The sequence below is a fragment of the Dictyobacter alpinus genome, assembly GCF_003967575.1.
In the GTDB taxonomy this organism is placed as follows: Bacteria; Chloroflexota; Ktedonobacteria; order Ktedonobacterales; family Ktedonobacteraceae; genus Dictyobacter; species Dictyobacter alpinus.
In genome coordinates, this window is the sequence record NZ_BIFT01000001.1 from 1,827,073 (window position 1) to 1,840,363 (window position 13,291).

Genomic DNA, 13,291 nt, shown 5'->3' on the forward strand with positions numbered 1-13,291 from the left:
CATTTAACAGCATGACGCTAATCAATCAGCCTGACCAGAAAGCACCGGATTGTGCTGGCGGCATTCCTGATTGTAGTTTAGGGGATTGACATGCCATTAGGGGGTGAAAGGGCTTATGAGTGATGAGCAAACAATCTATATTAGCCCGGAAGATGATTTAACCACGGTGCGTGAACGTCTGGAACAAATTCAGACCCGAAAAGTGACATTGGTTGTGCCCGCGCAAACACAATTGCGCAGCCATGTAGCCTGGAAACTATTATATGCTCGCGCACGTGAATTGGGAAAGGATGTCCTGATTGTCAGCTCAGATCCTCAGGTACGTTCGGTCGCCCACGCGGTAAAATTTAATGTCGCCCATTCTCTTGAGTCCTCTCAACAGGGACGCTCACGTCCTACCGGTCGCCCGGCACGCAGCGCGCCCGCGACCAATCGTACGAAAACAGCGAATCCCAATCAACGTGCGACACCCGCTCGTCCAGGACGCAGCACCAATAGTTTACGTTCACGCCAATCCAATGCACGGCCTTCTTCCGAGCTTGCGAATCGAGGACAAGAATCAATAGATTATCAGGTGCCCGAGGATATCGAGGATGTTAACACAACGATATTCCAGCCATCCGAGCATAGCTTCGAAGCACCATACACTACGCCACAGATTCGGCCGCTCGATCCTGATCAGATTGAAGATCCTGATTTATTGGTTGAGGATTATACACAGAGCCAGCATATTCGCAGAGCCGCTGGTGAATCTCCCAGTGAGCCTGATTTCGTTCCACCGACCCCGCAGACCAAACCTGCCCAAAAAACAAAAACGAAAACAACCAGGTCCAGGGTCGCCCCCCAAGCACTTGATGCCGATGAGGATAACGAGGATCCTTTTGTCGCACTGGAAGATAAACAGCCGCCACCGGTAGCAGAACAACGTGGTGGGGCAGTGGTCGAGGATCCGGGACAGTATGATCATGTTGTTCAGGATGTCGCGGATTTTCCGACCAGTGTCATCGGTGACGATTTCAATTTTAGTAATGAGGCGGCGGAGGCTATGCCTGCTCCCCCACAACGCGGAGCTCGCAATCGCAATCGCCAGCTGGACGAAGAGGCTTCCAATCAGAGCGCGCAACCACGGCCAGCCAGTGAGCGCCCACGCCAACGACGTTCCGGCAAAATGGTACCGCCACCACCACCAGTCTCAGATCCAGCGGGACCACACTTACGGTCAGAGGACCTGGATGATGATGATGAATTGCCACCAGTTGAACGGCGTCCAACCCCGATTCAGGATCGCGACACGTTTGTCTATGAACCAGCTTCACGTGGTAGCAATAAGAGTCCTGATCTCATTCCGCTGCCAGTAGAACGGCCACGGAACTATGGCGCGCGTAGCGGCTCGACGCAACAACGGCAGTCCCCTTCCCAGCGCACTGGTGGAGCCTCCTTGCAGCGTCCGCCGGCAACAAATCTGCGTCCATCGGGTACACTGCGACCAGCTCCACGTCCTTCACAAGATTTGCGCTCGCGTAAACAGCTACCGGCTGAACAACAACGCAAGAAAAGCAGCAATATCTTGATCTGGATTATTGCCGCCATCTTTATCATTCTGTTCCTTGCACTGGCATTGGGAGCCTATTTCGCTCCAACTGCAACCGCGACCATCACGATTGCAGCCCGCAATTATTCACATCCAGTCAGTATCCTTGCCAGTAGCAATAATCAGGCGAACAGTATTCCAGCCCAGGAACTTGTGCATGAGTTTACCCAGCAAGGGCCAGAGCCCGTTACCGGTAGCAAGCTCGTGGGAACGGCAAAAGCCACAGGTAATGTCTGTTTTAGTAACAATGGTGACATACCAGTACTGATTCCAACCGGCACCAATGTCTCTTCGACAGGTGCCAATGGAGTGTTATTCAAAACAACGGCTGAGGCATCAATCCCTAAACAAACCACATGTGCAACTTTTCAACAGCCGGTTCCAGTTGAGGCACTAAAGGCGGGTGAAACAGGCAATATGCAGGCGGGAACGGTCACGGTTATTCCAGATGCCAGCCTGGAGAGCATCGCGAGTTACAGTAACACCACCGTAGCTAAACTGAAGCTGGCGGTCATCAATATTGGTGATATCAAAGGTGGTGGTATGCAGCCGGTTCCGTCGATAACCCAGAAAGATCTGGATAATGCCACTACGGATCTGCATAAAAAATTGCAGGGTCAGATTGATGCCTGGGTGAAAGGTCTCCCCCAGGATGGTGCCTTAGGTAAGCTTGACACGACCGATGCCTTGATCAATCCACCTGCCAGGGATTCGATTAGCGAAGGAGGCAAAACGTTTCCAGCCCAACTTAAAGTAACCGCCCATATTCTTTATGTGTCACATAACGATCTACAAAATACAACACGCGCGCAGATCAATGCGGATATGAAGAATGATAAAAATTTTGCCAGTGATACAGTCTTAAGTGATAGTCCGCAAGCAATTACTATCACCAAACTGAAAGCACAAACACCCAATAAAAATACCTTGAAACTAGATTTTACAGCGACAGCCCACGTGGCGGGTACCTTTAAGAAAGATGAACTGGTCAATATGATCGCGTGGCAGACTCCTGATGCGGCCAGTCAGCAACTCAAGGCCCAGTTCCATAATATCCAGGATGTTAAGATCACCCGCTGGCCTGATTTTATGCCGATACTACCAGCGAACAAAAATAATATTACTATCAAAGTTGTTCCTGGTACTATTCCAGCGACATCATAAAAAAAATTGCTTGCCAGTTCCGCCCTATTGCCTTCTGCTCCTACTCATCCAGAGTCTGGCAGAAGGCAATACAATGTCAATAAGCACGAGCAATCGTACCTGATTCTGCTACCAGGAAAGAACACACTGGACAGAATAAACGATGCTTAGTTACAATGCTGTATGTTGGATCAATCATCCTATCTTTAGGCAGAAACGAGACGGTCAGCATAGGTTAGACCGTTTAAACAAATAGCAGAGGAATGTCAGGAATGCACGCATGGCTCGATTGATAGCTCTGGATGTCGGGGACGCAAGAATAGGTGTCGCCACCTGTGATACCACAGGTTTTTTGGCCTCCCCGTATACAACCATCCATGTGACACGCGATGAACGTCAAACCTGGGAAGCCATCCAAAGACTTATCAACGAGATTGAAGCAGAAGGCCTCGTAGTGGGTTTACCTATCAGTCTGGATGGACAGATCCACAGCCAGGGACAGAGGATACAGGCCTTTGTTGAACGCATGCAAAAACATATCTCACTCCCAGTGACCTTCTGGGACGAACGCCTTTCAACGGTAGAGGCTCAACGCCTTCTGACCCAGCGTGGACAGGATGGAGGGGAAAAGCGTCAAAAACGCGGCGATAGTCGGCAACGTAATCAGGCCAAAAAACGCCGACGCGGTCAAGAAATTGATGCGTTAGCCGCGGCAGTCATTCTCCAGGATTATCTGGATCATCTGGGTGAATAAACCCATAAGGGGAACAAAACGTATGAGACGACCAAGATCACGAGCTGCACTTCTCTCGATCCTTGTTGTGGGCATCTTGATATTTTTAGGGGTAATCACTCTCTGGAATATTGGCACCGATATTTTTCTAAAACCCATGGGCACCAGTAAAACGAATGTAACGATCAATATTCAGCCCGGTGAAACAACTGCGGAAATCGGGGACGAGTTACAAAAAAAGGGCGTTATCCGTAATGCCTTGGCCTTTACTTTATGGGCACGTATTAAAGGTCTGGACAAAAAGTTGCAGGCCGGCGTTTATAAACAGATTAATCCCAATATGACGATCAGCGACATCATCGATAATCTGCAAAATGGACGCCCGGATGAGATTCTGGTATTGATCAAAGAGGGCAAGCGCATTGAAGAGATTGCGAATATTGCATCTGCGGCCAATCTGCCAAATTTCAGTAAAGAGCAATTTTTAACCTACACCAAAAACATCAAAAAATTTCCAGATGCCAACAAATATCCCTTGCTCTTAAATGGTGTTCCAGAAGGCGGTAGCATGGAGGGCCTGCTCTTCCCAGATAGCTACTCAATTTCTCCTCAGGCGAACGCACGCGATCTTGTTAATCGTATGTTAACGGAGATGACGAATAATATAACCACAAATCATCTGGACCAGGAAGCCAAGAAGCGTAATATGAATGTTTATCAGTTCATAACGCTGGCCTCGATCGTTGAGCGCGAGGCTGGTCTACACGATGATAAAACTAAAATTGCTAGCGTCTATTGGAATCGTCTTTATACTGCTAATGGGCAAACAGAAACTGGCGGCGGCAAACTTCAGGCCGATCCAACAGTGCAATATGCTCGTGATACGGATGAAAAACCAACGAAATACTGGTTGCCACTGGCTGATGCGGGCTCAAAAATTGCGCCTAATAGCAGGTGGAATACCTACAGTATTACCGGACTGCCACCTAGCCCGATTAGCAGTCCAGGGCTGGCCAGTTTGAAAGCGGCCGCGATTCCGGCCAATACAAACTATGTCTATTTCTTTACCGCCAAAGATGGGAAGACCTATTATGCGGCAACCAATCAAGAGTTCCAGGACGAAATGCAGAAGCATCCACTCCAATAGGACGGCAATTTCTTCTACCAAAAGAGAGTAAAATTATATGGACCTATTAAAATTCATTCAAACCGTAGTACTGGCTCTGTTACAGGGTGTAACAGAGCTTTTCCCAATCAGTAGCCTGGGACATACCGTCATTATTCCTGGCCTGGTAGGTTGGGGAGATCTGAATGCCAGCAAAAACTTCTTACCCGTGATCGTAGCACTTCACCTCGGCACCAGTATTGCATTGATTATTTATTTCTGGCGCGATTGGCTCCAGGTGATAAAAACCCTGGGCAACACAGTAGTGACGCGCAAGATTAATCGCGGCACTGAGGAATGGGTTAGCTGGCTTATTATTGCTGGTACTATCCCAACCGGAATATTAGGAATACTTCTCAAGCATAGAATTGAAGCCCTTTTTACTTCTCCTTTGATTGTATCAGCCTTCCTCTTCTTGAATGGCTCAGTCCTATTTTTGGGTGAAGCATTACGCCGACGCTCTGAGGCCAATCTCAAAAATCTGGCACCAGCCGAGCGTGAGTCCCACTTCCGTTCGTTGAAGACGCTCTCGATTAAAGAAGCTTTACTGGTTGGGCTGGCACAATCACTGGCCTTGATTCCAGGCTTCTCTCGCTCAGGTACCACTATCGTGGCTGGCTTAGGTGTACGCCTGACCCACGAAGATGCTGCCCGCTTCTCATTTTTGCTGGGCACACCGATTATTCTGGCAGCCGCTGTCCTCGAAGTTCCAACCCTCTTTCATCAGAATGAGTTTCCTGCCTGGTTGATCATCTTTGGCATGGCTCTTTCTGGTGTGGCCGCGTATCTAAGTACCGTCTTCTTAACCAAATATTTTGAGAAAGGCCGCCTTGATCCTTTTGCATATTATTGCTGGATCGCCGGAATCATCGCGATAGTCCTCTTCTTAACTGTTCGTGCATAGGATTATCAGACATCCAACGCAAAAAGAGAGAGCAGGTACCGGTTGAATGGTACCTGCTCTCTCTTTTTGTTTTAAGCGCTATGACGTCTGCGCAATGGGGATGCCAGCAGAGAGCCAGCCGCCAGCAACATGCCGATAGATCCACACAGCAGGGTCAGTCGTACATCATTGACCGCCTGGCTGAATAAAGCCGCCACAATAGCTCCTAGCGGCCCTATGCCGTTCTGTATCAGATGCATACAGGAGTTGATGCGGCCCTGAAATTTCTCCGGCACGAGGGTCTGGCGCCAACTCATTTCATTGACCATATAAATGGTCAGGGCACAATCCCCTACCAGTTGCGTGCTTGCTAATATTAGCAGTACCAACCAGACAGGTCCGGCCGCCAGTGGAGTGCCTGCAGCCATCAGTCCAAACAAGGTAGCACAGACAAGCATGACGCGACCCGGACCATAACGGAATGTGATCCTGCTGGTCAGGGTTGCACCTAACAGATTTCCGATACCACCCATGGCGACCATCAAGCCATAGGCAAATAGCGGCAGTTGCAAGGTACGCAACAGGTAGAGCATATATAGGGTAGCAAAACTCCCACCAAAGAAGTTAAAGAGGCCACTATATGTCGCCATAGCCCTCAGATAGGGCTGTCGCGCCAGTAGGCGCAGGCCGGCCCATAAATCCTGCCAGAAGGGTCCAGGCGCCTCTATGCTTTCCATAGGACGTTCAGGCATCCGTATACACCAGACTGAAATGGCGGAAAGCAAAAAGGACACGACGTCAAACAGGATGGCTAATGGGGCACGCAATAACTGTATCAGCCAGGCCGCAAATGGCGGACCTGCAATCTCTGCCAGGGCTTCACTGACACCAAGCCGACTATTACCCACAACCAGATCTTGTTCCGGCAACAATGCAGGCAGTAACGAACGCTGGGCCACCTCAAAAAAGATCGTCAAGATACTGATCAGGAACGTGACCAGATAGAGTAACTCTATACGTAATCCACCCAGAACAGCGGCCAGAGGAATCACCCCTAACAGCAGCGCCCGTCCAAAATCTGCGAGGATCATAAGCGGTCGGCGCGGCCAGCGATCGATCCACACACCCACGAATAAGCTGATAAGCAATACTGGAATTGAGTTACAGGCCACCAGCAATCCAAGTTGGAGCGGTGCGGCTTGTAGCAACGTAATCGCGACAATTGGCAGGCCAGCGGCAGAAATGTGCGAGCCAAAGTTTGAAAAAGTCTGACCAGTCCAGAGCAATGCAAATTGCGGATGACGTCTAAAAAAGGAGCGCGACTTGCGCGCAACCTCTGTTGGCGCGATCAAGGTCTCTTGATCCATTTTTTATCTCCATAGAAACATTTTTCAGCACACGTAAAAACAGGCCAGCGTATATGGCAAAAAAGAGGATGTTGAGAGAGGATAAGTGCCGTGAGCAAGTATGTTTCTATGGAAATGTGGATAATGCAATACCCAGATGCCTATTCTAAATGCATCTGGAATGCAATCCAACTTTTTATAGCTCTGAATGAGGAACGCTTCCCCACATAAGTGCGACGACACTTATGCGCAAGCGATGAAGCTGGTACCCATCGGGGCACCTCCTGACTTTGTTGATACTACTATTTTATAGTATTGTTCGCTTATTTGCAATTCATGCATTTTTTTGCAGCCATGATTATGAGCAGAGGATACCTCCCCCAACGATCCCTCCCCTCACCACGCGCAAGCCCCCCGTAGTTACGACCTTCAACGGTCGTTTGCCACCCGCCGCAGCGTGGTGGCCCAGTCTCCCAGCGATCCCACTCCCCTCTCGCCAGGCTCGTTGCCTCACGCAGTGCCCAAAAGGAACCTTCCCTGAACGTACCATGTAGAACCATCCCACGCTATCTCAGGGGCTCCCTCTCTGAGCGAGGTGACAACGATGAGGGAGCCGCACAGGCCAGATACCGGGCCACCACGCTGCGGCGGGTGGCAAGCGACCGCTGAGGGTCGCAGCTACGTGGACATGTTCGTGGTAGGCGTTTCTATACAATGGATAATGTTTAATTGAGAACCTCATCCGCGATCTGGGCATAGCCACGCAGGAAGTCATCGGAGCTGAGTGCTTTTTTGCCTTCGAGTTGAAGCTGATGGATATGCAGGAGACCAGAGCCAGTGGCAACGGCCAGTATTTTGTGACCAGCCTCTTCGCGAAGAAGGACGGTACCCGGCTCAACCGGAAATTGCAGCTCGACACTTTGTGGGTGGGCGGAGATAATCTTGAGCAGTTTGCCACGCCAATGGGTATAGGATCCCGGCCAGGGTTGATAGGCTCGGATCTTACGTGCCAGCACGGCCGCTGGTCGCGACCAATCAATGATCCCATCTTCTTTGGTCAGCATACGTGTATGGGTGGCCCGCTCCGCTTCCTGAGGTTCCGGCGTAATTGTACCTGCAATCCAACGCGGCAAAGTTTCGACTAAGGCCCGGGCTCCTAGCTCAGCCAGCTTCGCGGTTAGAGTTCCGGTGGTTTCATCTGCGCTTATTGGCAGCTTATAACGCGTGAGAACCGGACCAGTGTCAATGCCTGCGTCGAGCAACATAATGGAGACGCCACTTTCGGGATCTCCCTGCACAATCGACTCGGCAATAGGATCTGGACCACGATATCGGGGTAGCAGTGACGCATGGATATTGAGGGTGCCATAGTGAGGCTGATCCAACACTTTCTGTGGCAAAATCTGGCCAAAGGCCGCCACCACATACAGATCTGCTTTATAGGCCGCTAAGGCATCACTATTCTCCGCCTTCTTAAACGAGCCGGGCTGCCAGACGGGAATGCCCTGATCTAATGCTAGCTGCTTAACTGGTGAAAAGACCACGCCTCGTCCACGTCCCGCAGGCTTATCAGGACGCGTAATAACCGTCACAATTTCATAACCTTCTGGCAAGACCGCTCCTGGCGCAGCCCCTTTAATCAAAGCCTCTAAGGCCGGTACCGCAAAATACGGCGTCCCCATATAGATAATCCGTAGCATACGCTGTCCCCTCTACATCAATAAACATCTTCACATTACAATACTTGCAACGCTATAAGTAAGCTCTTCTCAAGTAGAGAAAGAAACTTCTACAAAACTCCACATAAACGCAATTTATGATAACACTTTCCCAACAAGTTGTGCACTCAGCGGTATGCGCCACCAAACACGCAAAGAGAAGATTTAAAAGCCAGAGTGCTTTTAGGGACGTACTTTCAGGCTATTTTATCATCTTTGAGCATAATTCGGTTATGCTATAGTTGCATTTATGTGTTAATGAGAAGGAGTTTTTTATGCAGCGGGGGGATCAACAGGGTAACAATATAGCCAATCGGGATCTGGCTCCTTTACCTTCGACGAATTATAATACAGTGCTTTCACAAACACCCTTACCGGTCACAAAAACGCAAGCGAACCCATTAGCGGCAGCCTTTGGCGTGAATGCAACCACGCCACCATCAGCTGATCCCCAGACAACGATGCAGCGTGCCGATGAGATCAATACCATTCAAAGGATGTTTGGAGACACACAGACCAGCGCGGTGATGATTATGGGCGCACCCGGTACGGGAAAGTCTACGCTGGCTGCTTTGATTTATAGACGTTTACAGATGGCGAAAAATACGGGGTTGTCGGCCCCTAAACATCTTGTCTGGCTCACTATCGGTACGTATAGTACGTTACCTGATATTATCGCCAATATCCTGGCTGGCGTGGGTGTGCCGGATAATGGCTTGTTTCTTTTGAAGCCGGAACAGCAAGTATCGGCACTGCTGCGTACCCTGCGCCGCCCTTCAGAAAATGCATTGATTGTGTTGGATCAGTTTGAGCTTCTTCTCCATCCTGAAACTAATCAAGGGGTGGCGGGCCGTGGCGTCCTGCCCCTTTTTCTAGATATGTTGCAGACCGATCTGGGCATGAGCCGTATTCTTCTGACTGGCTATCACTCTCCCTATGATGAAAGTAAGATTACTAATCCTCGGGTGCGCTCCTATCTGGTGACGCGTATTAGTCTCCCTGAAGGAGTAGCCTTGCTCCAACAACGTGGCGTCCATGGTACGCCTGAAGAGGTCTCCTTTGTCTGGCAACGTTGCGCGGGACATGTCTATGCGCTGGTGCTTTGCAGCGCCTTGATTCGGCTCAGTGGCATGCTGCTCAATCATCTCTTGAATTCGCCAGACTATCGCCCGCTCTGGTCTGGCGATGTTACCGCTAATTTAATTATTGCCATCCACTATTTTCTGAATCCTACCCAGAATGCTATTGTGCATGCGTTAAGTCTGTTTCATGAACCTGTCCCAAAAGCTGGCATCTTTATGACTATCATCGGCGATAGTATTGAGTCGCAACAGCAGCAAGGAAAAATGGATGCAATTGTGGCCTTTGATCATGAGCTGAACCTGCTGACGCAGACAGGAATCATCCAAAATATCGCCAGTTCGGATGACCAGCCCGCCTATACCCTCCATCCTCTTCTACGTCAGTATACAACCGAGCACTTTATGGAGGATATAAGCCAGCAGGGTCAGGCGGGCAACGTTCCCCCCTGGCCGGATAAAAATAAGCCATCATCCCAGTCTGCGGCAACTGAGGAGCAACGACAAAGTGCTTTAATGGCGGGCCATGTCCAGGTAGCAAGTTACTATGAACATCTGATAAAAAAACAGTGTCCACCACGCGCACAACGTACGGGACTCTATGATGTTGCACCAATCATTACTACGCTGCGTCATCTCTGCCTGGGACATCGCTGGCAGTATGCCTGCGATCTGCTTTTCTACGAGGGACTGCACGATAGTATGGTCCAATGGGGCGCCTGGAACACATTGATTGGCTTATATACGGCCATGTTACCACCCTTTGGCACGCTGAAACCACAGGATGAGGGGATGATAGCCAGCCATGTGGGAACTCTCTATGGTCGCATCGGGGAGCAGCAGCAGAGCAAAGTATATTTTGATCAGGCTGTGGCTTTACAGCGACGCATTGGAGATCAGCATGGTGAGGCCATTACACTGACCAACCAGGGTGAATTGCTGCGTATTCGTGGGGAGCTTAAGCAGGCCCGACAGAACTTCGAGACCTGTCTCTCGCTGTTATCACAACATCCAGATCTACAACTTGTCAGCGTAGTCTATCACAATCTGGGTCTGATTTCACAGCATGAACGCGATTATGGCAACGCCTATAGCTACTATATCGAGGCGCTAAAGATAGCGGCCAAACTCCATCATCAGCACTATACGGGCATGGTACTCACGAATCTAGGGATGTTACTCTACGAACAACGTCAGCATCAACAGGCTCTGGCAGTGCTTTTTGCCGCCTTGCAGATTCGTCAATCGCTAAAAGATCCAACCACATCGTTACTGGAACGGTTTCTGGTGGCGGTTGAACAAAAAATGGGCTCAGAAAAATATAATCAGTTGTGTCTGGAGGCTTTAGAGATTCAGCCGCAGGTACTCTCACAGTTTGTTGAGAATGATGGGAAAGCATAAACCGCTGCGCTTTGCCGCGCGACGTGGTACACTTAGCGATAGAACTATTTATTGATGGTTATGTATAGTAGTAATTCCCAATAAAGGAGAGTTTCCACGCATGGCAACCACTACCGGATCTCAGCAGATGCCACTCGCTAACGACATAATTGAAACTACCCGGCCATCCTCATTTCAGGGCTGGCTGGTACTGCTGCTGGTATTTATAGCTGGAGCCGCATCGCTCTGCGTGGAGATGTCCGCCACACGTAAAATGACACCATACGTTGGCGACTCCCTATTTGTCTGGGCAAGCGTCATTGGCCTGATTTTACTGTATCTGACCGTTGGTTACTACGTTGGTGGCATCCTCTCCGATCGCCATCCCCGTCCCATCTATCTCTATATCATCACAGCTGTTGCTTCGCTCTTTATTGGCTTGATCCCCTTGATCGCTGATCCAATTTTGCACTGGGTGCAATTAACATTTGCTTCTTACGAGATCGGAGTACTGTATGGCTCGCTGATTGCTATCATGCTACTCTTTGCCATTCCCACCATACTCCTGGGTTGTGTCTCACCATACTCCATTCGCATCCGTATCCAGCAAGTTGGTAGCGCCGGTCGTACATCAGGCCTACTCTATGCGACCTCAACCGCAGGGAGCATCCTGGGCACCTTCCTACCAGTGCTGGTCTTATTACCCTACCTGGGTACCAACCTCACCTTCGCACTGACCGCATTCGTCTTATTTATGCTCTCAGTCATTGGCATCCTCACTAACCGCACAGCATAAACAAACAAGAAGTGTAGGGGGATGGCGTCACAGCATAGCGCCATCCCCTTGTGGTATACTAACCTTGTTTTCCATGTGCGGCCTCACTCCTGTCTAAGAAAGGACGTCCTATAGATGAGTGACCAACAGGGGTTACCACCCAACTATTTCTACCACAAATTGCCCAATGGCATTGAGCTTATTGGTCAACGCATGCCCAGCTTAAGCTCAATCAGCTTTGGCTTCCAACTAGATGCTGCCGTTGTGCATGAGCCTGCTGATAAACAAGGGCTGGCCCACCTTTTCGAGTATATGCTCTTTCAAGGGACAAAAACCAAAGATGCACGCGCACTCAATGAGGCCTTTGAATCCTTAGGTGCACGCAAAGGGGCCAGCACCAGCCTGGAAACCGCCATGGTTTGGGGACAGATTGTTAATACCAAATTTGATACGACGCTGAACCTCTTCCGTGACATCTTGCTAACACCAACCTTTCCACGCGAGGAACTGGATCAGATGCGCAACCTGGTCCTACAAGAGATTCGCCGCCGTGATGATGAGCCGATGAGCCGCATCTTTGAGTTGGTGCGGGCAAACTTTTATAAGGGGACCGCGCTCAGCCGCCTTGTGCTGGGTACCGATGAGGATGTACGTAAGTTGCAGCGCCAGGATTTACGCGATTTCTGGCAGGCCCGTTATCAACCCAATAATGTGCTTTTCTCGATTGCCGGTAATTTTGACTGGGAGCATGTGGTGGAGCGTGTACAGGATCTGTTTGGTGACTGGCAGGGCGAGGCGCCACCTTCGGGCGAGCAGCTGCCCAATCCTCAGCAGAGCGTTTCGTTGGAGTTCCGTGAGGGCAAGCAAGAGCATATCGGTATGATGGTGCCCTTCCCCAACTATACTGATCCAGATTACTATGCGGCACTGGTGGTGTCCGAGGTTCTGGGTGGATCAATGGCTTCACGTCTCTTTGTCGAGGTTCGGGAGAAGCGCGGCCTGGTTTATAGCGTCTCCGCTGGCCTGGCTGGCAATAAGCATATCGGCGCCTTGCGTATCTATGCAGGCACAACCCCTGAACAGGGACACGAGTGCTTAGAGGTGATTATTAATGAGCTACGCAAATTAGAGCAAGATGGCATTACGGCCGATGAGCTGGAACGCGCCAAGGTGCAACTGAAGAGCGAGAATGTTATGCGTGGCGAAGGCTCGGGTTCTCGTATGAGCGCGATCTTACGTTCCTGGTGGTATGAGCAAAGACTACAAACCATTCAGGAAGTGAAAGATGCCATCGACGCCGTGACGCAGGAACAAGTGTTGCGCGTGCTGAAGCGCTACTCTCCAGTTCATCCACTCACTATTGCCGCCATCGGACCACTTTCACAAGATGAACTGATCGGCGATACACTATCGTGAAACCTTGAGACACACTCACCCGTGTCTATAATAGAAACATGAATAGAGTAAAGAGCACTTCT

General features: G+C 50.0%; 9 protein-coding genes. 7 read left to right on the forward strand and 2 right to left on the reverse strand.

The genetic code is table 11. The annotated features are described in order from the left end of the window. Window positions 1-115: 115 nt before the first annotated feature. The 4 genes from EL633_RS07165 to EL633_RS07180 all read left to right on the forward strand — a co-directional run bounded on the left by EL633_RS07165 (window position 116) and on the right by EL633_RS07180 (window position 5,536). Window positions 116-2,755: a baseplate J/gp47 family protein gene (locus EL633_RS07165; protein WP_126626528.1), complete on the forward strand. Its 2,640-nt coding sequence runs from the start codon at window positions 116-118 to the stop codon at window positions 2,753-2,755. 259 nt (window positions 2,756-3,014) lie between these two features. Then, a complete protein-coding gene (gene ruvX / locus EL633_RS07170) occupies window positions 3,015-3,488 on the forward strand; it encodes a Holliday junction resolvase RuvX (RefSeq protein WP_126626529.1) in 474 nt (157 codons plus the stop codon). Between the two features lie 22 nt (window positions 3,489-3,510). Then, window positions 3,511-4,614, forward strand: coding sequence for an endolytic transglycosylase MltG (gene mltG, locus EL633_RS07175; protein WP_126626530.1), 1,104 nt, complete (start codon window positions 3,511-3,513; stop codon window positions 4,612-4,614). 37 nt (window positions 4,615-4,651) lie between these two features. Next, the gene (locus EL633_RS07180) at window positions 4,652-5,536 is read left to right on the forward strand and encodes an undecaprenyl-diphosphate phosphatase (RefSeq protein ID WP_126626531.1); all 885 of its coding nucleotides are present in this window, start codon (window positions 4,652-4,654) and stop codon (window positions 5,534-5,536) included. Window positions 5,537-5,607: 71 nt separating this feature from the next. Here EL633_RS07180 and EL633_RS07185 read toward each other — a convergent pair whose 3' ends face one another. Both EL633_RS07185 and fmt read right to left on the reverse strand, forming a co-directional pair. Next, on the reverse strand, window positions 5,608-6,882 hold the full coding sequence (locus tag EL633_RS07185; protein WP_126626532.1) for an MFS transporter: 1,275 nt from the start codon (window positions 6,880-6,882) through the stop codon (window positions 5,608-5,610). 704 nt (window positions 6,883-7,586) lie between these two features. Continuing rightward, window positions 7,587-8,561 (reverse strand): methionyl-tRNA formyltransferase, encoded by a 975-nt coding sequence (gene fmt / locus EL633_RS07190; RefSeq protein WP_126626533.1) that lies wholly within the window; start codon window positions 8,559-8,561, stop codon window positions 7,587-7,589. 293 nt (window positions 8,562-8,854) lie between these two features. Here fmt and EL633_RS07195 point away from each other — a divergent pair, with 293 nt between their 5' ends. The 3 genes from EL633_RS07195 to EL633_RS07205 all read left to right on the forward strand — a co-directional run bounded on the left by EL633_RS07195 (window position 8,855) and on the right by EL633_RS07205 (window position 13,229). Continuing rightward, window positions 8,855-11,059: a tetratricopeptide repeat protein gene (locus tag EL633_RS07195; protein ID WP_126626534.1), complete on the forward strand. Its 2,205-nt coding sequence runs from the start codon at window positions 8,855-8,857 to the stop codon at window positions 11,057-11,059. A 100-nt stretch (window positions 11,060-11,159) separates the two neighbouring features. Beyond that, window positions 11,160-11,834: a fused MFS/spermidine synthase gene (locus EL633_RS07200; RefSeq protein ID WP_126626535.1), complete on the forward strand. Its 675-nt coding sequence runs from the start codon at window positions 11,160-11,162 to the stop codon at window positions 11,832-11,834. Between the two features lie 114 nt (window positions 11,835-11,948). Beyond that, on the forward strand, window positions 11,949-13,229 hold the full coding sequence (locus EL633_RS07205) for a M16 family metallopeptidase (protein WP_126626536.1): 1,281 nt from the start codon (window positions 11,949-11,951) through the stop codon (window positions 13,227-13,229). The last annotated feature ends 62 nt before the right edge of the window (window positions 13,230-13,291 follow it).

What these genes read in the sequence shown, in the direction of transcription:
- EL633_RS07165 (WP_126626528.1), top strand. Translation starts at nt 116, where the DNA reads ATGAGTGATGAGCAAACAATCTATATTAGCCCGGAAGATGATTTAACC.
- ruvX (WP_126626529.1), top strand. Translation starts at nt 3,015, where the DNA reads ATGGCTCGATTGATAGCTCTGGATGTCGGGGACGCAAGAATAGGTGTC.
- mltG (WP_126626530.1), top strand. Translation starts at nt 3,511, where the DNA reads ATGAGACGACCAAGATCACGAGCTGCACTTCTCTCGATCCTTGTTGTG.
- EL633_RS07180 (WP_126626531.1), top strand. Translation starts at nt 4,652, where the DNA reads ATGGACCTATTAAAATTCATTCAAACCGTAGTACTGGCTCTGTTACAG.
- EL633_RS07185 (WP_126626532.1), bottom strand. Translation starts at nt 6,882, where the DNA reads ATGGATCAAGAGACCTTGATCGCGCCAACAGAGGTTGCGCGCAAGTCG.
- fmt (WP_126626533.1), bottom strand. Translation starts at nt 8,561, where the DNA reads ATGCTACGGATTATCTATATGGGGACGCCGTATTTTGCGGTACCGGCC.
- EL633_RS07195 (WP_126626534.1), top strand. Translation starts at nt 8,855, where the DNA reads ATGCAGCGGGGGGATCAACAGGGTAACAATATAGCCAATCGGGATCTG.
- EL633_RS07200 (WP_126626535.1), top strand. Translation starts at nt 11,160, where the DNA reads ATGGCAACCACTACCGGATCTCAGCAGATGCCACTCGCTAACGACATA.
- EL633_RS07205 (WP_126626536.1), top strand. Translation starts at nt 11,949, where the DNA reads ATGAGTGACCAACAGGGGTTACCACCCAACTATTTCTACCACAAATTG.